The sequence below is a fragment of the Phaeobacter sp. G2 genome, assembly GCA_025163595.1.
Classification (GTDB): domain Bacteria; phylum Pseudomonadota; class Alphaproteobacteria; order Rhodobacterales; family Rhodobacteraceae; genus Pseudophaeobacter.
The window spans coordinates 2654307-2679194 of the sequence record CP104100.1 but is presented as its reverse complement, the minus strand read 5'-3'; the positions used below and the strand labels follow the sequence as shown (position 1 = coordinate 2679194).

20 protein-coding genes are annotated in these 24888 nt (G+C 56.9%); 10 read left to right on the top strand and 10 right to left on the bottom strand.

Features of this window, described 5'->3' with window-relative positions; all coding sequences use genetic code 11:
• Nucleotides 1–106: 106 nt before the first annotated feature.
• Complete coding sequence (locus tag N1037_12740) at nucleotides 107–988, top strand: LysR family transcriptional regulator (GenBank protein UWS78152.1); 882 nt, start codon at nucleotides 107–109, stop codon at nucleotides 986–988.
• Nucleotides 989–1172: 184 nt separating this feature from the next.
• Here the strand turns inward: N1037_12740 and N1037_12735 are convergent, their stop codons facing one another.
• The gene (locus N1037_12735; GenBank protein ID UWS78151.1) at nucleotides 1173–2153 is read right to left on the bottom strand and encodes an alpha/beta hydrolase; all 981 of its coding nucleotides are present in this window, start codon (nucleotides 2151–2153) and stop codon (nucleotides 1173–1175) included.
• A gap of 245 nt (nucleotides 2154–2398) precedes the next feature.
• On the opposite strand from N1037_12735, the gene N1037_12730 reads away from it, so the two are divergent.
• Nucleotides 2399–3094, top strand: coding sequence for an AraC family transcriptional regulator (locus N1037_12730; GenBank protein ID UWS78150.1), 696 nt, complete (start codon nucleotides 2399–2401; stop codon nucleotides 3092–3094).
• A gap of 157 nt (nucleotides 3095–3251) precedes the next feature.
• Nucleotides 3252–5132: a UDP-N-acetylglucosamine-peptide N-acetylglucosaminyltransferase gene (locus N1037_12725; protein UWS78149.1), complete on the top strand. Its 1881-nt coding sequence runs from the start codon at nucleotides 3252–3254 to the stop codon at nucleotides 5130–5132.
• 67 nt (nucleotides 5133–5199) lie between these two features.
• On the opposite strand, the gene N1037_12720 is transcribed toward N1037_12725, so the two are convergent.
• Nucleotides 5200–5799, bottom strand: a complete 600-nt coding sequence (locus N1037_12720; GenBank protein ID UWS78148.1) for a L,D-transpeptidase — start codon at nucleotides 5797–5799, stop codon at nucleotides 5200–5202.
• 189 nt (nucleotides 5800–5988) lie between these two features.
• Nucleotides 5989–7488: a CoA-acylating methylmalonate-semialdehyde dehydrogenase gene (locus tag N1037_12715; GenBank protein UWS78147.1), complete on the bottom strand. Its 1500-nt coding sequence runs from the start codon at nucleotides 7486–7488 to the stop codon at nucleotides 5989–5991.
• A 146-nt stretch (nucleotides 7489–7634) separates the two neighbouring features.
• Here N1037_12715 and N1037_12710 point away from each other — a divergent pair, with 146 nt between their 5' ends.
• The 3 genes from N1037_12710 to coaD all read left to right on the top strand — a co-directional run bounded on the left by N1037_12710 (nucleotide 7635) and on the right by coaD (nucleotide 9749).
• Nucleotides 7635–8531, top strand: coding sequence for a LysR family transcriptional regulator (locus N1037_12710; GenBank protein UWS78146.1), 897 nt, complete (start codon nucleotides 7635–7637; stop codon nucleotides 8529–8531).
• Nucleotides 8532–8586: 55 nt separating this feature from the next.
• The gene (locus tag N1037_12705; protein ID UWS78145.1) at nucleotides 8587–9021 is read left to right on the top strand and encodes a CBS domain-containing protein; all 435 of its coding nucleotides are present in this window, start codon (nucleotides 8587–8589) and stop codon (nucleotides 9019–9021) included.
• Nucleotides 9022–9251: 230 nt separating this feature from the next.
• Nucleotides 9252–9749: a pantetheine-phosphate adenylyltransferase gene (gene coaD, locus N1037_12700; GenBank protein ID UWS78144.1), complete on the top strand. Its 498-nt coding sequence runs from the start codon at nucleotides 9252–9254 to the stop codon at nucleotides 9747–9749.
• Between the two features lie 211 nt (nucleotides 9750–9960).
• Here the strand turns inward: coaD and N1037_12695 are convergent, their stop codons facing one another.
• Complete coding sequence (locus N1037_12695) at nucleotides 9961–10104, bottom strand: glyceraldehyde-3-phosphate dehydrogenase (protein ID UWS78143.1); 144 nt, start codon at nucleotides 10102–10104, stop codon at nucleotides 9961–9963.
• 107 nt (nucleotides 10105–10211) lie between these two features.
• Complete coding sequence (gene gap / locus N1037_12690; GenBank protein ID UWS78142.1) at nucleotides 10212–11213, bottom strand: type I glyceraldehyde-3-phosphate dehydrogenase; 1002 nt, start codon at nucleotides 11211–11213, stop codon at nucleotides 10212–10214.
• Nucleotides 11214–11455: 242 nt separating this feature from the next.
• Here gap and N1037_12685 point away from each other — a divergent pair, with 242 nt between their 5' ends.
• A complete protein-coding gene (locus tag N1037_12685) occupies nucleotides 11456–12418 on the top strand; it encodes a DUF808 domain-containing protein (GenBank protein ID UWS78141.1) in 963 nt (320 codons plus the stop codon).
• Between the two features lie 604 nt (nucleotides 12419–13022).
• On the opposite strand, the gene tkt is transcribed toward N1037_12685, so the two are convergent.
• Nucleotides 13023–15044 (bottom strand): transketolase, encoded by a 2022-nt coding sequence (gene tkt / locus N1037_12680; GenBank protein ID UWS78140.1) that lies wholly within the window; start codon nucleotides 15042–15044, stop codon nucleotides 13023–13025.
• A 277-nt stretch (nucleotides 15045–15321) separates the two neighbouring features.
• Here tkt and N1037_12675 point away from each other — a divergent pair, with 277 nt between their 5' ends.
• Nucleotides 15322–16098, top strand: a complete 777-nt coding sequence (locus N1037_12675) for a colicin transporter (GenBank protein ID UWS78139.1) — start codon at nucleotides 15322–15324, stop codon at nucleotides 16096–16098.
• Nucleotides 16098–16496, top strand: coding sequence for a cell division protein ZapA (locus N1037_12670; protein UWS78138.1), 399 nt, complete (start codon nucleotides 16098–16100; stop codon nucleotides 16494–16496). The genes N1037_12675 and N1037_12670 overlap by 1 nt, the downstream gene beginning before the upstream one ends.
• 193 nt (nucleotides 16497–16689) lie before the next feature.
• Here the strand turns inward: N1037_12670 and grxD are convergent, their stop codons facing one another.
• From grxD to N1037_12650, 4 genes are all read right to left on the bottom strand, one after another.
• On the bottom strand, nucleotides 16690–17052 hold the full coding sequence (grxD, locus tag N1037_12665; GenBank protein UWS78137.1) for a Grx4 family monothiol glutaredoxin: 363 nt from the start codon (nucleotides 17050–17052) through the stop codon (nucleotides 16690–16692).
• A 117-nt stretch (nucleotides 17053–17169) separates the two neighbouring features.
• Nucleotides 17170–17406, bottom strand: a complete 237-nt coding sequence (locus tag N1037_12660; protein ID UWS78136.1) for a BolA/IbaG family iron-sulfur metabolism protein — start codon at nucleotides 17404–17406, stop codon at nucleotides 17170–17172.
• Nucleotides 17407–17579: 173 nt separating this feature from the next.
• Complete coding sequence (gene purL / locus N1037_12655) at nucleotides 17580–19745, bottom strand: phosphoribosylformylglycinamidine synthase subunit PurL (GenBank protein UWS78135.1); 2166 nt, start codon at nucleotides 19743–19745, stop codon at nucleotides 17580–17582.
• Between the two features lie 482 nt (nucleotides 19746–20227).
• Nucleotides 20228–21133 (bottom strand): LysR family transcriptional regulator, encoded by a 906-nt coding sequence (locus N1037_12650; protein ID UWS78134.1) that lies wholly within the window; start codon nucleotides 21131–21133, stop codon nucleotides 20228–20230.
• 167 nt (nucleotides 21134–21300) lie between these two features.
• Between N1037_12650 and N1037_12645 the strand changes: the two genes are divergently transcribed.
• On the top strand, nucleotides 21301–24723 hold the full coding sequence (locus N1037_12645; GenBank protein ID UWS78133.1) for an indolepyruvate ferredoxin oxidoreductase family protein: 3423 nt from the start codon (nucleotides 21301–21303) through the stop codon (nucleotides 24721–24723).
• Nucleotides 24724–24888: the final 165 nt, after the last annotated feature.

Genomic DNA, 24888 nt, shown 5'->3' with positions numbered 1-24888 from the left:
GATGACCTCCTTTCGTTGGTCATGATCTACAGCCTGTCCATCGGCTGAATAATTGGGTAAATATCAAAATGATAATTCGGTGGTTCCGTATAATGTGAGGGCGATCATGCTTATCGAAAATCTCAGGCTTTTCCTCCTGATCGTTGAAAAAGGCGGGCTCGCCGCAGCTGGGCGCGAGATCGGGCTTTCCCCGGCGACGGTCACAGACAGGCTTGCAGCGCTTGAAACCTATTACGGTGCAGGTTTGCTGACGCGAACGACCCGCTCGATCAGCCTGACAGATGAAGGCCGAGAGCTCATAATCGGAGCGCGACGCATATTGGCGGAAGCCGAAGAGACCGAGGCGCGGATAAAGCTGGGTGTCGAGAAAATTTCAGGACGGATCCATCTGAGCGCGCCGAGCGATCTGGGCCGCAATCTGATTGTCCCGTTGCTTGATCGCTTTATGGAGCAGAACCCCGAAATCACAATCGACCTTACACTCAGCGATGGCTATGTCGATCTGGTCGGGCAGGGCATCGATCTGGCCTTACGATTTGGCGAGCTTGCCGACAGCAGCATGAAATCGCGTAAGCTGGGCGTGAACCGTCGCCTTGTCTGTGCGGCTCCGGAATATCTGAAGCTGAACGGGACGCCCCGCCATCCGGATGATCTGGCACATCACAACTGCCTCATCATGCGGTTCGGTGCCATTACGGATCAGGATTGGACCTTTACGGTCAATGGCGAAAAGCGCGCCTGCCGTGTCTATGGTAATCGGATTGCCAATGACGGCAGTCTCATTCGGGAATGGTGCCTCAGTGGCTACGGAGTGGCCCTGAAGTCAGAATGGGATGTCCGAGATGATCTGAAGGCGGGCCGCCTTGTCGAGTTGCTTGAAACCTTTGCTGCAGAGGCAAGTGCACTGCAAATGGTTTACCCCGCTGGCGCGGTGCAGCCGCGGCGGGTACGGGCCTTGATGGAGTATCTGTCAAAGGCGCTACATTAACGGTTGCAGGGAGCGCAGACCTAAAGCGTCCTTAGCCGGATGGTTGTTTTGTCCCGCCCTGCGTGAATCCGCAGGGCCGTAATCTTGGCAGCAGCAAGCACCGAGCGCCTTATGCAGACATGTTCAATTGACCCATATACAGTGCAGCTGCCCGTTGGTGTGTTGCAAGTTTCAGACCGCTGTTTCACGGCGGTGACTTTGGGGGTTCAGCGGTTTTGCGCGGCGCCTTGGCGACCGCAAGAAATGCCTGATAAATTTCGGCGACCCTGTCGGGCTGATCCAGCATCGGAAGGTGACCACATTGATCAAGCTGCGCCAGGGTTGAAACAGGCAAGGCCTGGTCAAGAAGAGGCGCGCCACTGACGTGAAAGATACGATCCGGGCGACACCAGACCACCAGCGCTGGCATGGGCAGGGCTTTGGCCAGTTCCAGCAGCGTCGGCACAGAGGATTGATTGTGAACAACATCCCAAACCCGGGCATTGTGGTCTGGGGTGGCGACTTCGCTTTGCATCCAACTGTGCAGGATCGGCTGTGGCACATAGGGCATCTCGGGCGCCAGCCAGGCGTTGCGATTTACAAAGTCAGCCGCGTTTTGCACCACCAGGGGGGTGTCCCCTTGGGCGCGAGCGATATCCATATCGCTCTTGATCGGGGTCGCCACCCCAAGGGGGCTGCCGATAAAGGCAAAACTCGCCATCAAATCAGGGCGCTTTGCAGCCAGCAATGCCGCCACATAGGCGCCCATTGAGTTTGCAGCAATATGCACATGGTTCAGCTCCAGTGCCTGTAAAACGGACAGCAAATTTTCTTGCTGTTGGTCAAGGGTGTACTGCCCGTCAGGCAGTTTTGCATTGTCGCCAAACCCTGGAAGGTCAATCGCGATCACATGGTAATCGTCAACAAGGGACCGCATCACATCGACCCAATGCTCTTTGCGGGCGTAGATACCATGTACAAGTAGTATCGTCTCACCGTGCCCGCCTTCGAGGTAGTGGATTTCACCGATATCCGTTTGAACCGTCTTGGCGGACAGGCCCGCTGACAGGTTGTTCAGACCAATCAAAACCCCCGCGACCTGCACTGGCATCATCGTCCAGGCTGTGGCGCTGATCACGCCCAGAGCCAGGACACAGGCCAGAACTCTACCAATGAGACGGTTCATGGCCTTTCTTCCTGTCGCAGGTGGGTGAGTGGTGTCATTTGGCAGGCTCCGTCCATTTCTTATCCCCCGAGTGGCTTTGATTGCCCTGGTTATGTGCCGGTTTTTGGTTTGTTGCTTGAAAGAACGTGCAAGCAATTGGCGATGCCCCTGGGTGCACAGTTGATGATTGTATCAGGGGGTGGGAGACTGGGCAGACCGCTAACCACCAAGGTAAGAGACCCAGTGATGACCAGTAAGAGCGGTTAATGCCGATGCCAGTTCACAGTTTCCACAATCACCGCTTCTCCTTTGAGGAAGGTGAACTTGCAGGTCACAAAAACCTGATGACCTGCATCATCATCGGGAATCAGCACCCTGTGGTCGTCTCAGATGGCTGTGATCTGGTTACAGCGCAGATTATCTGTATCAAAGCCGATGTTTCGCACCGTGTGGCCGTGCCCAAAGGCGGCGCTGACATCATTTACCTGGATGGCGTCCGCCTTGGCACGGATCGCGCGCCGTTTATGCCGCTCACATCTGAATGGCGCGGGCTGGCGCGTGCCTTCGACCTCCAGGATTATGCCGCCCTCAATACCTTTCGTAGCAGGCTTGAGCAGGACCGTTTGCCCCCTGACCAAAGCGTCATGGAGATCGTGAATGAGCTTTATTTGGCACCGTTCACCCGTTTGTCGCAGACGGATCTGGCCTCAGCGCTTGGTCTGGAACGTACCCAAGCGCTGAGACACTTCAAAGCAACCACCGGACAAACCTTTCGACGGTTCAAGATTTGGGCCGCCCTTGTTGCGGCCACGCGCAGTGCACACGCGGGTGAGAGAATTGGCCATGCTGGAATAGAAGCAGGCTTTGCAGACGCTGCACATCTGGCGCGAACAGCAGGTATCGTGTTCGGGGTGACACCCAGTGTGGGGCTCTCTGGGTTGAAGACTATAGAGACCATGTGAGAACCGCCGCGAGGCTCCTCCGACAATCCGCCTGCAGTCCAGAAGAGGCATTCTCTGCGCCCTGTGCACGCATAGGGACAGTAACATGGAATTAACCAGGTTTGTCCTAAGGTTGCCCCAGGTCACTACAGACGCAAATCCGCAGCGGACATCACACATGGGGCAAAAGTTGGACAAGAACACTTTCTCTTTAGATCTTGGTAAAAATGCGGGTAGCAAAACGGCTTTGGTTGAGTCTCAGAGATTTCTAGGCCGCAAGGGCGCGCCGGCATCAGGTCGTTCAGGGCGTAAGCACAGCAAAAATTCCGTGGTCGATCAGAAGGCTGCTGGGCAACTGGAATCGCATCTGTTGTACAAGGATATTTTGCTGGCAAGGGTGAACAACGAATACACCAAAGTTGGTCAACTTTCGCAGCAAGGCGTGGAACAATTCCCGACAGAGGCCCGCTTTTACCTGTACCTGGCAAAATCTTTCTCACAAAGCGGGAACTATCTTGAGGCTTTGAAGCATCTCACCCAGGGTTTGGCTCTTGAGCCGCAGAATTCAGAGATACTTGTCACTATTGGGAATACACTGGAGGGCTGGGGAAAGCCCCATGATGCCAAAGGGTTCTATCAGGCGGCTCTGGCTGTCGACCCTGCCAATGTTCCGGCGATCTCCAATTTGTTCAACTTAAGTTTGGCGGAAAGTGACTGGAGTTTTTTTCCAAACCTCCCGGACATGCTGAAAGTCCTGGAGCAGGCGAATACTTTGGGCAATCCCTTTAACATCTTGTCGCTGACTGATGCGCCGGGATTGCACAAAAGCCATCTGATTCACCGCGACCGCTCACTGCAAAAGAATGTACTGAAAAACGATAAGTTCAAACCGCAAGTGCCACCTGGTGAGAAAATTCGGATTGGATATTTTTCTTCGGATTTCCATAACCACGCCACGATGTTCCTGCTGGGGAAATTCTTTGAAAACCATGACCTGGATCGCTTTGAAGTCTTTCTCTATGACTTGCAGGAGTTGGTTGATACCGATTTTGGTCGCCAAATTAGATCTAACGCACAATCCTATGTCTCTTTGGCGGGCATGACTGATACGCAAGCCGCAGAACGGGCCCGCGCTGATGGATTGGATATTGCCGTTGATATGAAAGTCTATACCAAAGGCTGCCGCCCACTGATCTTTTCCCAGCGGGTCGCTCCTACTCAGGTTTCATATCTCGGCTATCCAGGCACCAGCGGCATATCCAACATGGACTATTTCGTTGGGGATCCAGTGACGGTCCCGGCTAAGAATCGTCGATTTTTCAACGAAAAAATCATATATATGCCAAAATGTTACCAGGCGAACGACAATCTGCGCCCGCACCCGGATGTGATTCCATCCAAAGCAGAGCTTGGGTTGCCAGAGGACAAATTCATCTTTTGCAGCCTGAACAACCCCAATAAGGTCACACCGGTTGAGTATGATATCTGGATGCGGCTTTTGCATGCGGTGCCCGATAGTGTGCTGTGGATACTGGCGCCCAGCGAGCACCAGAAAAAGAACCTCACCGATGAAGCAGCAGCCAGGGGCATTGGACCAGAGCGTTTGGTTTTTGCAGGTCGGGTAAGCATCAAGGCGCATCTTGCACGATTGCCTCAGGCGGATCTGTTTTTGGATACGTTCAATTGCTGTGCTCATACCACGGCCAGCGAGACCCTGTGGTCTGGGGTGCCCTTGATCACAAAACCAGGGGAGCAGTTTGCCTCGCGTGTCGCGGCCAGCCTGCTTACCGCGATCGGCTGCGAGGATTTGATCACTCAAAGCGCTGAAGACTATTTTGATCTGGCGCTCAAACTGGCCCAAGATCCAGATGCTCTGGGGCAAATCAAACAGCGTCTGAAGGATAATCTCTGGACCACGCCGCTTTATGATTCAGAATCCTATCTTCAGGATTTCCAGGATCTGATGGAAAAAGCCGTTACACGACAGCGATCAGGACAGGCGCCGAAACATCTGTTCTTGGGGGAAGAGCCTACTTCGCCAAAGAAAAAAGCCCGATAGGCGGTGTGTTACAGCTGGGCCTGGTGCCAGGCAGGCAGGTCCAGCTGCAGAAGGTTGCTACTGAGGATTACAGAATACGCACCTGAGTGCCCACCTTAACCAGCGGGTAGAGCTGCTCAACATGCTGATTGTACAGACCAATACAGCCGGAGGAGCTCTGCCGTCCGATTTTGCGGGTGTCATGGGTGCCGTGCACCAGATAGGCCGGCCAGCTCAGGTACATGGCGCGGGTGCCAAGCGGGTTGCCGGGGCCACCTTCCATGCGCAGTGGCAGCGTCGGGTCACGTTCCCGCATATTTGCGGTCGGCGTCCAGCTGGGGTTTTCGGCCTTGCGGATCACCTTGGTATAGCCGCGTTTGGTCAGCTCTTCTGACATAGGCACCGAGGAAGGATAAAGCCGATAGGTTTCGCCATCACCGCCCCAGTAGTGTACTGCCCGCGATGTGACATCCGCCAGCAGGCACCCAATTCCAAGTTCGTCAAAATGATCCTGCCAGTTTTGTTGCTGGAACGAGGAAATATTGCGCTGAACCGTGTGCTGATCTGAAATCGGATCTTCATTTTGCGGAAATGCGTCGCTGGACTGCGCCCGCAGCAATGCCGGAGTGGCCAGAGATGCACCAAGCCCCAGAAGGGCAGCGCGGCGATGGATAGGTTTTGAAGACATGGGTTGGTCACACTGCTCGCTGTTTTATGGTTACTGTACCCATATGGGATGTTGCGCAGAGGTGAAAAGCCCCGCGCAGATCACTTTTTCGTATTCATTCGAATTGTTGCATCTGTGTCGGGTGTTGAGACCAAAAAAGAGCCCCGAAATGCATCGGGGCTCTTTCTTTTTGTTCATTTAAGCTGGGGTTTAGTCCATTGCTTTAAAGTTGAACTCACCGCCTTCACGGATGCCCGAGGGCCAGCGCGAGGTGATGGTTTTGGTGCGCGTGTAGAATTTGAACGCATCCGGACCGTGCTGGTTCAAATCGCCAAAGGCGGATTTTTTCCAGCCACCAAAGGTGTGGTAGGCCAGTGGCACAGGAATTGGCACGTTGATACCGATCATGCCGATGTTGATCCGGTTGGCAAAGTCACGGGCGGTGTCGCCATCGCGGGTGTAGATCGCGGTGCCGTTGCCGTATTCGTGATCCATCGCGTAGGACAGCGCTTCTTCATAGGTTTCGGCGCGCACGGTGGACAGAACCGGGCCAAAGATTTCCTGCTTGTAGATGTCCATATCGGTGGTGACATTGTCAAACAGGCTGGGGCCAACAAAGAAGCCATCCTCATAGCCCTGCAGGCTAAAGTCACGGCCATCGACAACCAGATCGGCGCCCTGATCAACACCAGTTTGAACCAGACGCTCGATATTGGCTTTGGCAGCTGCGGTCACAACCGGGCCGTAATCGACATCGTCGCCGGCGGTATAGGGGCCAACCTTGAGGGTCTCGACACGGGGGATAAGCTTTTCGATCAGCTTGTCAGCGGTCTCTTTGCCAACAGGAACCGCAACCGAGATTGCCATGCAGCGTTCGCCAGCAGCACCGTAACCGGCACCGATCAGGGCGTCAGCCGCCTGATCAAGATCGGCATCGGGCATGATGATCATGTGGTTCTTGGCGCCGCCAAAGCACTGAACGCGCTTACCCTGGGCACAGCCGGTGCCGTAGATGTATTCGGCGATTGGGGTCGAGCCGACAAAGCCAACCGACTGGATGGTGTCATCATAAAGAATCGCATCCACGGCTTCTTTGTCGCCGTTCACAACCTGAATGATGCCTTTTGGCAGGCCTGCTTCTTCCAGCAGTTCCGCCAGCATCAAAGGCACCGATGGGTCACGCTCGGATGGTTTCAGGATGAAGGCATTGCCGCAGGCGATGGCCGGGGCAAACATCCACATGGGGATCATCGCTGGGAAGTTGAACGGGGTGATACCCGCGGTCACGCCCAGGGCCTGACGCATGGAATACATGTCGATGCCGGGGCCGGCGCTGTCGGTGAATTCACCTTTCAGCAGCTGTGGCGCGCCGATGCAGTATTCTACAACTTCCAGACCACGCTGGATGTCGCCTTTGGCGTCGGGGAAGGTTTTACCGTGCTCGCGCGACAGGGTTTCGGCCAGCTTGTCCATATCGCGGTTCAGCAGGTCGACAAATTTCATCATTACGCGGGCGCGGCGCTGGGGGTTCACTTTTTCCCAAGCAGGCTGAGCAGCAGCGGCAACCGCGACGGCCTGCGCCATCTCTTCTTTGCTGGCCAGTGGGCATTTGGCCTGCACTTCGCCGGTGGCGGGGTTGAAGACGTCAGAAAAACGGCCCGACGTGCCTTTGACGTGTTCACCGTTGATGTAGTGGGTGAGCTCTTGCATCAGAAAAACCTCCTCATGGATGACTTGCGGCGAGCTTAGGCTTGCAAAAAACAACGGAAAAGAGGAAAGATTTCAAATAGGGTTTGCAGGAACGCAAATGGTTAACGGGGCAGTCTGGCCTCGATCAAACTGAGGGGATCGCGCAGATGGATGCTCAATGGGATGATATGAAAGTGTTTTTGGCGGTTGCCCGCGAGGCCAGCCTGTCTGGTGCCGGGCGTATCTTGAAAATGGATCCTGCCACGGTGGGCCGTCGCATTGCACGTTTTGAAGCTGCATTGGAAACCCCTCTTTTTGTCAAATCTCCTCAGGGCTACGCGCTCAGCGCCTCGGGGGACCGTCTCTTGGTTCATGCCGAGGCCGCAGAACAGGCGATGCGCGCCGGGGCCGAGGCGCTTACAGGGCCAAGCGATACCCTGTCAGGGCAGATCCGCATCGGTGCGCCGGATGGCAGCGCCAATTACATCCTGCCGCAGGTCTGTGCCCAGATCTGTGAGGAGCACCCGGATCTGGATATCCAGATCGTCGCCTTGCCCCGGGTGATCAACCTGAGCCGTCGCGAGGCGGATATGGCGGTCACGGTGAGTGCGCCCACAGCGGGGCAGCTCCTGGTGCAAAAGCTGACGGATTATAAACTGCATATGGTGGGCTCACACCATTATTTGCGCAAACACCCGCCGATCAAAAAGCTCGAAGATCTCAAAGGTCACAAAATGATCGGCTATATTCCCGACATGATTTTTGATCAGGAGTTGGATTACATCAGCAATCTCGGCGTCGAACGGGTGGCGCTGGCCTCCAATTCGGTGTCAGTACAGATCAAGCTGGCGGCCCAGGGCACGGCGCTTTGTGTGGCGCATGATTTTTCCCTGCCGGCCCATCGTATGCTGCGCAAGGTTCTCACCGATAAGATCAGTCTCACCCGCAGTTTCTACCTGGTACGCCACCAAGGTGACCAGCGCAGCGAGCGGTTGAACCGCTTTGCGCGTGCCTTGACCAAAGGCATCCGCGAGGAGGTGGCCCGGCTGGAGGCCTTGACTTGACGCGGCGTTGCGGCAACGCTTGGTAATACGCAATAAAATTACCAAAGGAGCGCATATGCTGGTTCAATTGATTCTGAAGTCCAAGGCGGGCGCCGCAGTTGTGACAGTGGCCCCCAATGCGTCCGTTGCCGATGCAGCAGCTCTGCTTTCGGACAAGGGGATCGGCACGGTGGTGGTCTCTTCTGATGGCAAAACAGCTGAAGGCATCTTGTCAGAGCGAGATATTGTCCGCGAGCTTGGCAAAAGCGGCTCAGGCTGCCTGGGCAAACCTGTCAGCGCCTATATGACCACAAAGCTGGTAACCTGCTCGCGCCAGTCCAACGTCGAAGATATCCTGCAGCAGATGACAACGGGCCGTTTCCGCCATATGCCAGTGGTTGAAGACGGGGAAATGGTGGGCCTGGTCTCTTTGGGGGATGTTGTTAAGGCGCAGCTGGCCGAAATCGCCATGGAGAAAAATGCCCTGGAAGGCATGATCATGGGGCACTGACACCCAAGATTGATGTCACGCTCCGCTGGCGCCTGTCGTGCAGCGGCGATGGCCGCTGCGGCTGGTGCGGGTTTCTGGTCAGGCGTATTCCCGGATAAACGTTGGGTCGCGACCAGATGACGCGCGGGAATATCGCTTTGGGTATTTTCCCCCTCTTGCGTCCTCAGGGGTTAAGATGTTTGGTCTGCGCAAGAGCTTAGACCGAAACAGTACCATGACAGGAGAGGCCAATGCGCATCGGCTTGTATCCAGGGACGTTTGATCCCATCACATTGGGTCATATCGACATTATCCGCCGGGCCAGTGCGCTGGTGGACAAGCTGGTTATCGGGGTTGCGATCAACCGCGACAAGGGGCCTTTGTTCTCGCTGGAAGAGCGCGTGATCATGATTGAGGCAGAATGCGCAAAGCTGAGCGAGCAGACCGGTACTGAAATTGTGGTGCATCCCTTTGAAAACCTGTTGATTGATTGTGCCCACGATGTTGGCGCCCAGATCATTGTTCGGGGGCTTCGGGCTGTTGCTGACTTTGAGTATGAATATCAAATGGTTGGCATGAACCGCGTATTGGATAGCTCGGTTGAAACAGTGTTCTTGATGGCTGAGGCCCGGCATCAGGCGATCGCCTCCAAGCTGGTCAAGGAAATTGCCCGCCTGGATGGGGATGTTTCCAAGTTTGTCACGCCATTGGTCTTTGATGAGCTGCGAAAACGGCTTGGCAAGATCTAGGTGAGAGCTAGGCAAGGGCGGCCGGCCCGGTGTCATCCAGACTAACGGCCATCAGCCTTTGGAGAAAGCTCCAAGACATAACTATGAAAACAACGCTTGGCGCGGCTTGACACAGGGCTGCGCCTTTGTCGTTTTTCCGCCGGAGTGGTTTTGGCAGAGGTGTTTTGGCCAGCTTCGGTTTGGCTGACCTCAGCAGGACGGGCAGGGGAGCTCAGCGCCAGAAGGCGACCCAGTCGAGCAGCTCGAACAGCTTTTTCGCCAGAAACAGCAAATTGTCCCCACCAAACAGCAAAAGGTCAGCGACCACTGCCAGCACCAGTAACAGGCCAAGCCATATGGCAATCTTATTTGTCATGAGGCTCCGCCAGAATGAATAACGCCCGCTCAGATATGCCTGAGCGGGCGCGAAATCTCAAGAGCGACACGCCATTAGCGCGCTCTGCGTTCAAATCCGGGGGTGGTTTACACCAAACGCCCCATGGCGACGGCAACATCGGCCATACGAACAGAGAAGCCCCATTCGTTGTCATACCAGGACAGAACCCGCACCATGCGGTCCTCGACCACGCGGGTCTGATCCGGTGCAAAGATCGAGCTCTCGGAGGAGTGGTTAAAATCAATCGACACCAGCGGCGCGGGCTCATAGCCCAGAACGCCCTTCATCGGACCGGCGGCAGCTTCCTGCATCGCGGCGTTGATCTGCTCGACGGTGACATCGCGGCTGGCGCGGAAGGTCAGATCCACAGCGGAAACATTTGGCGTGGGCACCCGAATGGCAGAGCCGTCCAGACGGCCTTTCAGGTTGGGCAGAACCTCGCCCAGGGCCTTGGCAGCACCAGTTGAGGTGGGGATCATCGACATGGCCGCGGCGCGGGCGCGATAGAGATCCGAGTGGCGACGGTCCAGGGTTGGCTGATCACCGGTATAGGCGTGGATGGTGGTCATGATGCCATGTTCGATGCCAAAGGAGTCATCCAGCACCTTGGCAATGGGCGCCAGGCAGTTAGTGGTGCAGGAGCCATTGGAGATCATAGTGTCAGAGGCTGTAAGCTCACTGTCGTTGACGCCAAAAACGATGGTCTTGTCGACATTTTTGCCGGGCGCAGACAGCAGCACCTTTTTGGCCCCACGCGCCAGGTGAGCCTTGGCTTTTTCGCCGTCATTGAATTTTCCGGTGCATTCCAGAACCACGTCACAGCCGGACCAGTCCAGCTCATCCATGTTGTAGGTCGAGAACATCTGCATGTCGCCGCGGCCCAGGTTCATGGTGCCTTCACCGATGGAGACCTCGCCCGGGAAGCGTCCGTGCACGGAGTCGTATTTGATCAGATGGGCAGCCGTGTCCAGCGGGCCGGTTGCGTTGACTTTGATCACTTCAATGTCGTCACGGCCAGAGGCGGCAATGTGTGACAGGGTGCAGCGGCCAATACGGCCAAAACCGTTGATCCCGACTTTGATGGTCATGTGCATATCTCCAGGCGAGCAAATCTTGGTGTCGCGTATAGACGTCATTGGTTTCCTGCTAAAGGGGCAAATATAGCGAAAACACAGTATGTTAGCGCAAAACCTGGCTGGTGGCGTTAACGGTTTTACCCGGTGGCGTTAACGGAAATCAGCGGGCGCAGATCGGTTGCGCTAACGCTTGTCACCCGCCACAGATAGGGTAGGTTGCAAGAAAATGTGCGGTACAGATAAGGGTTTGTGACATGAGCGGTTTGCTGGCTTTGCTGGATGATGTGGCAGCGATCGCCAAGGTGGCGGCGACCTCGGTTGACGATGTGGCGGCTGCGGCCGGCAAGGCCGGGGCCAAAACGGCGGGCGTGATTATTGATGACGCGGCGGTGACGCCAAAGTACCTGCAAGGTTTTGCACCGGCGCGCGAATTGCCAATCATCTGGCGCATTACCCGCGGATCCCTGTTCAACAAGCTGATTCTGCTGATGCCCGTGGCGATGCTCTTGGCAAATTTTGCTCCCTGGGCGATCACGCCTTTGTTGATGCTGGGCGGTAGCTACCTGTGTTTTGAGGGCGCGGAAAAGATCTTTCACGTGCTGTTTCCCCACGCCAGCCATGAAATCGCGCAGGATATGACCATCAAAGACCCCGGTCATCTGGAGGAGGCAAAGATCAAAGGTGCCATCAAGACCGATTTTATCCTATCGGCAGAAATCATGACCATCGCACTTGCCGCAATTGAGGCGCCAAATGTCTGGATTCAAGCGGCAACCCTTGCGGTGGTGGCCATCGGTGTGACGCTGGCGGTCTATGGTTCGGTGGCGCTGATCGTCAAGATGGACGATGTGGGCCTGTTCCTGGCCAACAGGGCACCGACCCCCGTCGGGCGTGGTCTGGGGCGTGGGTTGGTTAAATTCATGCCGGTGCTGATGTGGCTGTTGTCAGTTGTGGGCACCGCCGCAATGCTTTGGGTTGGTGGATCCATTATCATTCACGGGCTGGAAGTTCTGGGCTTTGGCTGGCTCGGCCACCATATCCATGACCTCGCCTATGCAGCAGGCCACGCGGTACCCGCAGCCTGGACCGGATTTACCGAGTGGAGCGCCAAGGCCACCATGGACGGCGTCTTTGGCGTCGCCTGGGGATTGGTGCTGATCCCGGTGGCGACCAAGGTGATTGGGCCGGTGGTCGGACGTTTTAATGCGAAAGGGTAGGACGCTAACTCTGTTCGTTTTCTTTCTTCCAACCTAGAATGGATAGCCAATCTATGTGAGGGCCAAGCAGTTCCAGTTTTGAAGAGTCTATGAATCTTCCCTTTGTGAGCTGTCTCTCACAACTCGCAATGTATCTTAGGACTTCACGCCAAATATCTTGGTTGCTGTTTTGGTCCGCGGGCCAAATCTGATGCTCAGGTGCTAACTTTAGAGTTCTATAAGTGAACACCCTTCGACGACTAATTGGATTCCGCTTTTTTTCAGCGCTCAGGTAGTCTCCTCGGATTTGACTGCCAAGAAAGTACAGCCGGATATAACCTATGATTTCGTTGAATTCCCACGGCCCGTACTTTTCATAGACGTGTTGGTCCAGAGCATTCTTCGACTCTTGGGGCATTGGCCGCCCCCGAACGGACAGCCAGTTTTCTTCATGTGGGCGAATTTGAGTTTCGTCTCTCCACTTGTAGTATTTTGATTTAGTCAGCCGATAAACGGGAAGATCAAAGAAGTATTTTTCCATCTGCAAAAGTACCTCGTGAGCGATGTACCCAAAAAAAGGGGCAACCAATCGGATGCCCCTTTAGATTTAAGAACTTGCGATAGCTTAGCCCAACAGTTCTTTTACCTTGGCGACAGTGGCCTCGGCGGTGATGCCGAATTTTTCGAACAACTCACCAGCTGGGGCAGAGGCGCCAAAGCGGTCCATGCCGATAAACCCGGCCTTTTTGTCCTGGCCGCGTTCGCCCATCAGCCAGCGATCCCAGCCGCCGGCACGCATGGCGGCCTCGATGCCGACCCGTACCGGGCCTGCGGGCAGCACCTTGCGGCGGTAGGCTTCATCCTGGGCGGCGAACAGCTCCATGCAGGGCATGGATACAACGCGGGTGCCGATGCCTTCCGCTTCCAGCTTGGCCTTGGCTTCCATCGCCAATGACACCTCAGAGCCGGTGGCGATGAGGATCGCCTGACGCTTGCCTTCCGCTTCGGCCAGCACATAGGCGCCTTTGGAGGTGAGGTTGCTCAGCTTGTGCTCGGTCCGCAGGGTCGGCAGGTTCTGACGGGTCAGGGTCATCACCGAAGGGGTGTCCTTCTCGGTGAGGGCCACTTCCCAGGCCTCAGCCGCCTCAACCGCGTCCGCGGGGCGGAACACATAGGTGTTTGGTGTGGCGCGGCAGATTGCCAGATGCTCAACCGGCTGGTGGGTTGGGCCATCTTCGCCAACGCCGATGCTGTCGTGGGTCATCACAAACACTGTCGGGATTTTGGACAGCGCCGCCAGACGCATGGCGGGGCGAGCATAGTCGGTGAAGCAGAAGAAGGTGCCGCCATAGGCGCGGATACCGCCGTGCAGCACCATGCCGTTCATTGCGGCGGCCATACCGTGCTCGCGGATGCCCCAATAGACATAGCGACCCTTGCGGTTATCGGTGTCAAAGACGCCCAGATCGCCGGTTTTGGTATTGTTGGATCCGGTCAGATCAGCCGAGCCACCAACGGTTTCGTGCATGATCGGGTTGATCACTTCCAGCGCCATTTCAGAGGCCTTGCGGGTGGCAACCTTTGGCTGCTGCTCCGACACCTGCTTTTTCAGCGCCTTGATGGTGGCCGACAGCTTCTTGGGGGCGTCCAGCGCATAGGCGCGGTTGAACCGGTCCTGTTTCTGCTGCGACACCTCGGCAAAGCGGGCGTCCCAAGCGGCACGTTCTGTCGCACCACGGGCGCCGATGGCTTCCCATTGGGATTTGATATCAGCAGGAACCTCAAACGGGCCGGTTGTCCAGCCATAGGCCGCCTTGGCCGCAGCCATCTGATCGGCGTCGGTGAGCGCGCCGTGGCCCTTGGAGGTATCCTGTGCCGCATGGCCCAGGGCGATATGGGTTTTGCAGGCGATCATCGAAGGTTTCTTCGATTTCTTCGCCGCTGTCAGCGCCTCGTCGATGGCAACAGGGTCATGGCCGTCGATCTCGATCACTTGCCAGCCAGAGGCGCGGAAGCGCTGCACCTGGTTGGTGCGATCCGACAGCTCAACCGTGCCGTCGATGGTGATGTTGTTGTTGTCCCACAGAACAATCAGTTTACCCAGCGAATGACGGCCAGCCAGGCCAATGGCCTCTTGGCTGATGCCTTCCATTAGGCAGCCGTCGCCAGCGATGACATAGGTGTGGTGATCAACGATCTTGCGGCCATATTGGGCGCGCTGCATTTCTTCGGCCATGGCAAAGCCCACGGCATTGGAAATACCCTGACCCAGGGGGCCAGTGGTGGTTTCAACTGCGTCGAGCAGGAAGTTTTCCGGATGGCCCGCCGTCAGTGCGCCCATCTGGCGGAAATTTTTGATCTGGTCCAGTGTCACCTGTTTGTCGCCGCAGAGGTACAAAAGCGAGTAGATCAGCATCGAGCCGTGGCCGGCAGAAAGGATGAAGCGATCACGGTCTGGCCACTGGGGGGCTGCGACATCAAACTTCAGGTGCTTTTCAAACAGCACGGTGGCGACATCGGCCATGCCGATGGGCATACCTGTGTGGCCGGAGTTGGCGGCGGCGACGGCGTCAAGGGCGAGCGCGCGAATGGCGGCGGCCTTGTTCCAATGGTCGGGGTTGGCGGTGCGCAGGGCTGTCAGATCCACTGAAGTTTTCCTTTGGGTTACCAGGCTGGTTAGCCGCTCAATAGCAGTGACAGCCCAAAGATCAAGCTTTCTGCGCCATTCCCCGCCATGTAGGCGAAGTCATGACTGCAAGTGCTTGAAAGCAAAGAGGGGGTGTTTTACTCCTGACTTCGTTAAGCTGTTGGCAATGTGACGCGCGTAAAGCGATTCGCGCAGTCAGGTAGCGGGTGTGGCACAGGACGTCGCACAGGACACAGAGGCAGACACCAGCAGAAGTGATGAGGGGTGAGGGACAGGCATGACGCAGATCGAAGAGTTGCAGGGTAGAATTCAGGCCGCCATGGCGCGGATCGGCGCCGGGGTTGAACAACTGGAACAGGCCCGCGCCAAGGCCACAGAAGACGCCCGGGTCGCTGCGGATAATTCCGATCTGGAGCAGGCCCTGGAGGAAGAAAAAACCGCCAATTCCCAGCTTGAGGAACGGGTGAAAATCCTGCACAGCCGCCTCAAAGAGGCAGAGCAGGCTGCTCCGGCTGCCGACAATGGTGACATGGAAGCGCTGCAGGCTGAGCTGGAACTGCTCCGCAATGAGGTCGGGAATACCGATGAAAAGGATGCCTTGAAGCAGGAGATCACCCGATTGAAGGGGGAGCTGGAAAGCACAGGCAACGGTCTAGCCGCAGAAAAAGAAGCGCTGGAGACCGAACTCTCGGACTTTAAAGCAGCCAATCAACAGCTGATGTCCCAGCTTGAGCAGGGCTCTGGGGAGGCCGCCGGTGATCTGGGGGACGTAGTGGATCACGCGGCGCTTGCGGCGGAAATGATCGCACTGAAAGCACAGCTGGCCGAAGCCCAGGCGGCGGCAGCTGTGGTGCCCAAGGAACATGAATTTCAGGCTCAGCTGGATGAGCTGCGCCTTGCCAATGATGAACTACGCAGCACCAACGACGCCCTGCGCGCGGCCCAGGCCAATGATCAGGCGCAGGTGAATGCGGTGCTTGCCAAGCTGGAACCGCTGTTGGCCAGCGCACAAACCCTGCCAGAACAAAATCTGCCGGAAGGGGAGGAAGCCTGATGCCAGAAGTAACCATTCATATCGGTGGACGTGGATTTGAAGTCTCCTGCCAGCTGGGCGAAGAAAGCTATCTGCATTCCGCCGCCAAGATGCTGGATGACGAAGCCCAGGTCTTGTCGGACCAGATTGGCCGCATGCCAGAGGCGCGGATGCTGTTGATGGCCGGTCTGATGCTGGCCGATAAAACCGCCGCCGTCGAGGATCGCATCAAAGAAGTTGAGGCCGAACTGGCAGAACGTGTTGCGGAACTGGAGGCGTTGAAAAACACCCCCGCCCCAGAGCCTGAGCGCATCGAGGTGCCAGTGGTGCCGCCACAAGTGCCCGAAGCCCTGGCCGAACTGGCGGCCCGCGCCGAATCCTTGGCGCAACAGATCGAAGAAAAAACCGCAGCCGAATAAACCTGGGCTGCGTTAGGTGAACATGGGCAGCCCCCGTGAATTTGTGTGGACCTGGGTGAATAGGGGCCTGGGGTATTAGGGGAAATGTCTTGAAACCAACAAAAAGCCCCTTCCGGTATCTGCCGGAAGGGGCTTTTCTATCTGTGCAGATCCCGGCCCTAAATAGGAACATGCGGGCCGGGTGGGTTGCCGTTTAGCCGTTGGCTTCGCGGATCTTGTCTGCGGCGTCTTTGTCAAAGGCGATTTCATTGTCGGCAAACATACCGTCCAACTCACCGGACAGCGTCATCTCGGTGATGATGTCACAACCGCCGACAAACTCACCCTTGATGTAGAGCTGCGGAATGGTGGGCCAGTCGGAATATTCCTTGATGCCCGAACGGATTTCTTCGTCGGCCAGCACGTTTACATCGGTGTAGTCCACGCCGATATAGTTCAGCACGCCTGCCACGCGCGAGGAAAACCCGCACTGGGGCATGTCTTTGTTGCCCTTCATGAAGAGCACAACGTCATTGGCTTTTACGGTTTCGTCGATGCGGGTCTGTGCGTCGCTCATCTGTCTTTTCCTTTCGGCAGTTCCGCCTGTCGCGGTCTTGTTCGATATATGGCTCGAGTGCAAAATAAATCCAGACCACCAGCACTGCCAGAGCAGCAATGACGATCAAGATTGTGCTCACTCAGGCGCCTTTGTGGTTAGCGCAAGGGCGTGAAGCTCGCCGTTGGAGCCATCCATTTTACCCTTGAGCGCGGCATAGACCGCGCGTTGTTGCTGCACCCGGTTTTTGCCGCGAAAGCTCTCGTCAATCACCATGGCGGACATGTGCACGCCGTCCTGGCCTGCGACCTGGATGTCCGCATCCGGGAAGGTCTGGCGCAGGAGGTCTTCGATTTCTTGAGCTTGCATTGGCATAGGGGGGATCCTTGGCTTTGGTCTTGCTTGAAACTTAGGGTGGCCGTGGGTGTAGTGCAAGCACTCAAGGTGCCTACGATCAGCACAAATGAGGCGGCGGCTTGTCGGATATACGCACAAAGGCGCGCCGATATGCGCGCCTTTGAAAGGATGTAGGTCTATCGAGGGGGAGCTTAGGCTACGGCCTCGGCAAAACCGGCCCGGAAGACCTCTTGCAATTCAGCCAGCGGTGCCTCGGAGCCACCAATTTTGACGCAGTCTCCAGTAAAGCGGCCAACAGTGGTCAGGGTCACACCTGCCTGGCCAGCCGCCAGCATCAACCCTTCGGCCTGGTCAAAGTTGCAGGCCACCAGGTAGCGCGCCTGATCTTCGCCAAACAGGGTCGGGGTGTCGCCTGCGTCGATATGGACGCCAACACCTGCTTCTTCGGCCAGCTCAAACGCCGCCAGCGCCAGACCGCCATCGCTGAGGTCTGTACAGGCCTTGATCAGATCGCGGTTGGCACGGATGAATTCACCGTTGCGCTTTTCCGCCTCCAGATCGACTGCAGGGGCATCGCCATCTTCGCGGTTAAAGACCTCTGCCAGCAGGGCAGATTGGCCCAGATGACCCTGGGTTTCGCCGATTAGCAGCGCAATATGGCCGTCACGGGCTTGGCCGGTGATGGCCTCTTCGCCCGCAGCAATCAGGCCAACGGCTCCAATGGTCGGCGTTGGCAAAATGCCCTGACCGTCGGTTTCATTATAGAGCGAGACATTGCCCGACACGATGGGCATATCCAGTGCTGCCACGGCCTCACCAATGCCCTGAATGGCACCAACAAACTGGCCCATGATTTCGGGTTTTTCCGGGTTGCCAAAGTTCAGGTTATCAGTTGTTGCCAATGGCTTGGCGCCAACAGCTGTGAGGTTGCGATAGGCCTCGGCTACTGCCTGTTTGCCCCCCTCAACCGGGTTTGCCTTGACGTAGCGCGGTGTCACATCCGAGGTGAAGGCCAGACGTTTGTCGGTGCCATGCACGCGGATAATGCCCGAGCCAACGCCGGGGCGGCGGGCAGTGTCGCCCATGACTGTGGTGTCATATTGCTCATAGACCCACTGTTTGCCGGCATAGTTGGGCGAGGTCAGCAGCGCCTTCAGCCCGTCAATGGGATCAATGGTGGGCACATCCGCATCCGTCAGCGGCTCTGCCGCCGGAGTGGCCACCCAGGGGCGGTCATATTCAGGTGCGGTGGAGGCGAGTTTGGACAGCACCAGATCGGCCTTGACCTCACCATTGTGCAGGATGAGGAAGCGATCCTCGGCGATGGTTTCGCCGACGATGGCAAAATCCAGGTCCCATTTTTCAAACACCGCACGGGCTTCGGCCTCTTTTTCAGGCTTTAGCACCATCAGCATGCGTTCCTGGCTTTCCGAGAGCATCATCTCGTAGGCGGTCATGTTTTCTTCGCGCTGGGGCACATCTTCGAGGTTCAGTTTGATCCCCAGCTTGCCCTTGTCGCCCATTTCCACCGCCGAACAGGTCAGGCCTGCCGCGCCCATATCCTGGATCGAGATAACCGCGCCGGTCTGCATCAGCTCCAGCGTGGCCTCCATCAGGCGTTTCTCGGTGAAAGGATCGCCAACCTGAACGGTGGGGCGTTTTTCCTCAATGGTGTCGTCAAATTCGGCAGAGGCCATGGTGGCACCGCCAACGCCGTCGCGGCCGGTCTTGGCGCCGAGGTAGACCACCGGCATGCCAACGCCAGAAGCGGCGGAGTAGAAAATACTGTCGGTTTTCGCCAGGCCCGCCGCAAAGGCATTGACCAGACAGTTGCCGTTATAGGCCGGGTGGAACCGGACTTCGCCGCCGACGCAGGGCACGCCAAAGCAGTTGCCATAGCCGCCGATGCCCTCAACCACACCGTTGACCAGCTGACGGGTCTTGTGGTGGGAGGGCTCGCCAAAGGACAGCGAGTTCATCGAGGCCACGGGGCGCGCGCCCATGGTAAAGACATCGCGCAGGATACCGCCAACACCCGTCGCCGCCCCCTGATAGGGTTCGATATAAGAGGGGTGGTTGTGGCTTTCCATTTTGAACACCACCGCGTCGCCATCGCCAATATCGACGATGCCGGCGTTCTCACCCGGGCCACAGATGACCTGTGGGCCGTCCGTTGGCAGGGTGCGCAGCCATTTCTTGGAAGACTTGTAAGAGCAGTGCTCGTTCCACATGGCCGAGAAGATGCCAAGTTCGGTGAAGCTGGGTTCGCGCCCGATGATCTCGAGGATCATGTCGTATTCTTCGGCGTTCAAGCCGTGGCTTGCGATCAGTTCGGATGTAATGGCTGGTTCTTGCATGGCGCGATATGGCCCCCCATGGTGCTACTGAGGCGGCTTTTAGAGCATGCCAGCCTGATGGGGAAGGGGGTATCTCATTGGGAAATCGCGTCTGAATGGCTCAGGGCGCTATTTGGCGGGCGGTGGCTGGGGCAATGGGCCAAGGGCTGTGCCGTTATGACGGCGCCCAGAGATTATGCGGACCCCAAAGAGTAGTGCACAAATTTCAGGCAATTTGGGTGAGGCGGCAATCTTTGCCGGGCTCTGCGCTTGCACAGGCCAGAGCCGAGGGTAACAGCTGTAAGGGCAAAAAAAAGGCCGAGCACTAAGCTCGGCCGAAGTCCAACAGGGAGGTATGAAGTGAGGCTCTCGCCTCGTCTTCATGCGCTCCATTTAGGGTTATGATGCTGACCCTTCAAGATGTTTCGCACGGGTCCGATGACATTGCCGCTATGCGCTTTTTGCATGGCTTATGGGCAGGCTCTGGCCCGGTTGCAAAACCGCTATAATTTGCCCAGTTCTTTCATATGTTTGCGGTGGGCCATGATCTCGGTCTGGACAAAGTCACGAAAGGCCGACACGCGCTGCGAATGGCGCAATTCTTCTGGGTAGGCCAAATAGACCGGGACGCCATTGTTTTCCTCATTGGGGAAAACTTCCACCAGATCAGGAAAGTCCTCGGTGACGTAGTCTGGCAGAATCCCAATCCCGAGATCATGCAAAACGCCCTGCAAAACCCCAAAATAGTTGTTCACGGTGAGCAAGGAGCCGGGATTGTGGGTCAGCAGGCTCTGAACCAAAATCGATGCCGACCCCACCTGGGCGGACCTTTGATTCTGACAGATCAGCCGATGCTCCTTGATGTCTTCTGCGGTTTCTGGCGTGCCATTCAGGTCCAGGTATTTGCGTGACGCATAGAGTTTCATTTGCACGGTCATCAGGCGTTTGCGTACCAGGTCGGCCTGGCTTGGCTCTTTCATGCGAATGGCAACATCGGCCTCGCGCATTGGCAGGTCCAGAACCCGTTCTTCGAGCATGAGATCGATTTTCAGATTGGGGTATTGTTCAAACAGCTTGGTCAAGCGGGGCGCCAGCCAAAGGGTGCCAAACCCAAAGGTGGTGGTGACACGCAACTCGCCAAAGACCTCTTCCTCGCTGTCGCGAATGCGCGCCGATGCCGCCTCCAGCCGTGCTGACATGGATTTGGTGGCATCAAACAGCAGCTCCCCCTGTTCGGTCAGAATCAACCCCCGCGCATGGCGGTGAAACAGGGTGGCGTTTAGGCTTTCTTCAAGCGCGCGCACCTGTCGGCTGACCGCTGACTGGGACAGATTCAGCTTATCCCCGGCATGGGTCAGGCTGCCTGCATCGGCCACTGCATGAAAAATTCTGAGCTTATCCCAATCCATATCCGTCTCTTTCGATCAGTCGCTAATAGACTACATGAAATTATAGCTTTTTATCAATTTACCATGGGGACGCGAGGGAAAAGTAAAAAAACTGCCTATACAGGTCAGTAATTGTGACCTATTACTGGGTCAAGCACTGCAAGCTAGTTTTTGGTTGGGAGGACCGGATGAGCACGCAAAAGATTTCACTGAATGACAAATATGACCTGAGCAAGTCGCCCGTTATGCTAAATGGGACGCAGGCACTTGTCCGTCTGATGATGATGCAAAAGGCCCGCGACACGGCGGCCGGCCTGAATACGGCGGGTCTGGTGACGGGGTATCGTGGCTCACCGCTGGGGGCGGTGGACATGCAGATGGAGCGGGCGCAAAAACAGCTCACTGAATCTGATGTGACCTTCCAATATGGTCTCAACGAAGATCTGGCTGTCACCGCGCTTTGGGGTGCACAGCAGGCAGAAATTCGTGATGAGGGCAAATATGACGGTGTCTTTGGCCTGTGGTACGGTAAGGGCCCCGGTGTTGACCGCTCGGGTGATGCCTTCCGTCACGCCAACATGGCCGGCACCTCGAAAAACGGTGGTGTGCTGGTGGCTATGGGCGATGACCACACCGGCGAAAGCTCCACCGTGTTGCACCAGTCCGAATGGTCGTTGCTGGATTGCTATCTGCCCATCGTCAGCCCCGCTGGCGTGCAGGAAATCCTGGATTACGGTATTTATGGCTACGAGTTGAGCCGGTTTTCCGGGCTTTGGGTGGGGCTGAAGACGATGAAGGACACCATCGAGGTGACTTCGGTTGTCGATGGCGATCCGGATCGGGTGCAGCTTGTCCGGCCAGATTTTGAGATGCCCGAAGGGGGGCTGAATATTCGTCTGGCGGATGATCGCTTCCAGCAAGAAGACCGGATCATTGACCACAAACGCTTTGCCGCCGAAGCCTTTAGCCATGCCAACAAGATGGACAAACGCGTCTGGGGCAAACCCGGCGCCAAGATCGGCTTTGTAGCTGCGGGTAAAAACTGGCTTGATCTGGTTCATGCCCTGTCGCTGCTCAACATTGATGAACCCATGGCCGAACGCCTGGGCATCACCACCTACAAGGTGGGGCAGACCTGGCCGATGGATGTAAGGGGCTTTAACGCCTGGGCCGAAGGGCTTGATTTGATTGTGGTTGTTGAAGAAAAGCGCAAACTGATCGAGGTTCAAATCAAAGAGGCAATCTTTGATGATCGGCGTGGGCGTCGTGTCTATGGCTGGTACAAGGGCGGCGTTGGCACCCCCAACCGCGAAGAGCTGTTCCCAACCAAATACGCGCTTGATCCGATCATGATCGCTGAAAAACTCGGCGGTATTCTGATCGAGGAAGGCCGAGACACCGAAGCGGTCAAGGCGGGTTTGGCGGCGCTGGAGGATGCCAAGCGTGCCGACAATGCCGAAGAAATCGCCGCGCGCTTGCCCTATTTCTGCTCGGGCTGCCCCCATAACTCCTCTACCAAACTGCCCGAAGGCAGCCGCGCCTATGCCGGCATTGGCTGTCACTTCATGGTGCAGTGGATGGACCGCGAGACCACAGGCTTTACCCATATGGGTGCAGAAGGCGCCAACTGGATTGGCGAAGCGCCGTTTTCCAATCGCAACCATGTGTTCCAGAACCTTGGCGATGGCACCTACAATCACTCAGGCGTTCAGGCCATTCGGGCTGCTCTGGCTGAAGGCACCAATATCACTTACAAAATTCTGTTTAATGATGCGGTTGCCATGACCGGCGGCCAGCAGGCCGAAGGCGGGCTGACCGCGCATCAGATCGCACATGAGCTGAAAGCCATGGGCATGAAGACCATTGCGGTGGTTTATGACGACAAAGAAGATGTGGACGCCAAGCTGTTCCCGGCCGGCATGCGCATGTATGAACGTGCCGAGCTGATGACGGTCCAAAAGGAGTTTGCAGAGGTCGAGGGTGTCTCGGGCATCATCTACATACAGACCTGTGCCGCCGAAAAGCGCCGCCGTCGCAAGCGCGGCCTGTTCCCGGATCCCGATCAGCGGGTCTTTATCAACCCGGATGTCTGCGAAGGCTGCGGCGATTGTGGTGTTCAGTCCAACTGCGTGTCGATTGTGCCAAAAGAGACCGAACTGGGCCGCAAACGGGCGATTGATCAAAGCTCCTGCAACAAGGATTTCTCTTGCGTCAACGGCTTTTGCCCCTCGTTCCTCACAGTTGAAGGCGCCAAGATCCGCAAGGAAGCCACCGCTGATGTGCAGCTGCCTGACCTGCCTGAGCCCAAACTGCCCGAAATTGACGGTACCCATAACGTGGTGATCACCGGGGTTGGCGGCACTGGCGTTGTGACCATTGGCGCGGTGCTGGCCCAGGCGGCGCAGATTGATGGCCTGGGCGCTGGCATGATGGAAATGGCCGGGCTCGCGCAAAAGGGCGGCGCGGTGCATATCCATTGCCGCCTTGCCAAACGTCCCGAAGATATCAGCGCCATTCGCGTCGCCACCGGCGAGGCCCATGCGCTGATCGGCGGCGATCTGGTGGTGAGCGCCGGGGCCAAAACCATTGGGTTGATGAAAACCGGCCAGACCGGCGGCGTCGTTAACAGCCATGAAATCATCACCGGTGACTTCACCCGCGACACCAATTTCCAACTGCCAACAGACCGATTGCAGGTCGCGCTTCAGGCGCGGCTGCGCGATGATCTGTCGCTGTTTGACGCGTCCGAGTTGGCCCGTGCCACCATGGGGGATTCGATCTTCTCGAACATGATGGTCTTTGGCGCCGCCTGGCAGCAGGGGCTGATCCCGGTGAGCCATGCCGCGATTGTCGAGGCCATTACCCTGAACGGCGCGGCGGTAGACCGCAATCTGCGCGCCTTTGAAATTGGCCGTTGGGCCATTGTCGACCCTGCCGAGGCCGCCAAGGTCTCCAAACCTGCCAATGTGGTGCAGATGCCCAAATCTCTGGAGGAGATCATTGCCTTCCGCAGCGATCAGCTGGTGGCCTATCAGGGCAGTGGCCTGGCCAAGCGCTACGCCAAGCTTTTGGACGGGATTTCTGACAAGCAGCTCAAGGAGGCGGTGGCAAAGGGCTATCACAAGCTGTTGGCCTATAAGGACGAATACGAAGTTGCCCGACTGCTGCTGTCGAGCCATGAAAAACTGGCGGCTGAGTTTGAAGGCGATCTGAAGGTTTCTTACAATCTGGCGCCGCCGATCTTTGGCGGCAAGACGGTCAATGGTCGCCCGCAAAAGCGCAAATTCGGCCCCGGCATGACCCGCTGGCTGCGTCTGCTGGCCAAGATGAAACCTCTGCGCAACACGCCGCTGGATGTGTTCGGCTACACCGCAGAGCGCAAAATGGAGCGGGCGCTGATCAAGCAGTATGAGCGCGACATGAAGCAATGGCTGCCCAAGGCAGATGCCTCGACCCTGGAGCCGCTGATTGCGCTGGCGGAGCTGCCCTTGCAGATCCGTGGCTTTGGTCCGGTCAAACTGGAAAGCGAAGCCAAGGCCGCCAAACGCCGCGAGGAGCTGCTGATTGCACTGCAACAGGCCGGTGATCCGGTAAAGGACGCGGCCGAGTAAACGCCCCTTCGCCTTTAGGGGCTTGCAAAGTGGGACATCAAAAGGGGGCGTGACCGATTGGGTTGCGCCCCCTTTCTCCTTTGGTGTCTTCTCTCCTTTGTCATCTCCCTGTTATGAGCCTGTCTTACATCCCAGCTAAACTGCTGCACCTCTGTTTCGGAGTTT

Coding starts and splice junctions, on each gene's coding strand:
- N1037_12740 (UWS78152.1), top strand. CDS start 107: ATGCTTATCGAAAATCTCAGGCTTTTCCTCCTGATCGTTGAAAAAGGC.
- N1037_12735 (UWS78151.1), bottom strand. CDS start 2,153: ATGAACCGTCTCATTGGTAGAGTTCTGGCCTGTGTCCTGGCTCTGGGC.
- N1037_12730 (UWS78150.1), top strand. CDS start 2,399: ATGCCGATGCCAGTTCACAGTTTCCACAATCACCGCTTCTCCTTTGAG.
- N1037_12725 (UWS78149.1), top strand. CDS start 3,252: ATGGGGCAAAAGTTGGACAAGAACACTTTCTCTTTAGATCTTGGTAAA.
- N1037_12720 (UWS78148.1), bottom strand. CDS start 5,799: ATGTCTTCAAAACCTATCCATCGCCGCGCTGCCCTTCTGGGGCTTGGT.
- N1037_12715 (UWS78147.1), bottom strand. CDS start 7,488: ATGCAAGAGCTCACCCACTACATCAACGGTGAACACGTCAAAGGCACG.
- N1037_12710 (UWS78146.1), top strand. CDS start 7,635: ATGGATGCTCAATGGGATGATATGAAAGTGTTTTTGGCGGTTGCCCGC.
- N1037_12705 (UWS78145.1), top strand. CDS start 8,587: ATGCTGGTTCAATTGATTCTGAAGTCCAAGGCGGGCGCCGCAGTTGTG.
- coaD (UWS78144.1), top strand. CDS start 9,252: ATGCGCATCGGCTTGTATCCAGGGACGTTTGATCCCATCACATTGGGT.
- N1037_12695 (UWS78143.1), bottom strand. CDS start 10,104: ATGACAAATAAGATTGCCATATGGCTTGGCCTGTTACTGGTGCTGGCA.
- gap (UWS78142.1), bottom strand. CDS start 11,213: ATGACCATCAAAGTCGGGATCAACGGTTTTGGCCGTATTGGCCGCTGC.
- N1037_12685 (UWS78141.1), top strand. CDS start 11,456: ATGAGCGGTTTGCTGGCTTTGCTGGATGATGTGGCAGCGATCGCCAAG.
- N1037_12675 (UWS78139.1), top strand. CDS start 15,322: ATGACGCAGATCGAAGAGTTGCAGGGTAGAATTCAGGCCGCCATGGCG.
- N1037_12670 (UWS78138.1), top strand. CDS start 16,098: ATGCCAGAAGTAACCATTCATATCGGTGGACGTGGATTTGAAGTCTCC.
- grxD (UWS78137.1), bottom strand. CDS start 17,052: ATGAGCGACGCACAGACCCGCATCGACGAAACCGTAAAAGCCAATGAC.
- N1037_12660 (UWS78136.1), bottom strand. CDS start 17,406: ATGCCAATGCAAGCTCAAGAAATCGAAGACCTCCTGCGCCAGACCTTC.
- purL (UWS78135.1), bottom strand. CDS start 19,745: ATGCAAGAACCAGCCATTACATCCGAACTGATCGCAAGCCACGGCTTG.
- N1037_12650 (UWS78134.1), bottom strand. CDS start 21,133: ATGGATTGGGATAAGCTCAGAATTTTTCATGCAGTGGCCGATGCAGGC.
- N1037_12645 (UWS78133.1), top strand. CDS start 21,301: ATGAGCACGCAAAAGATTTCACTGAATGACAAATATGACCTGAGCAAG.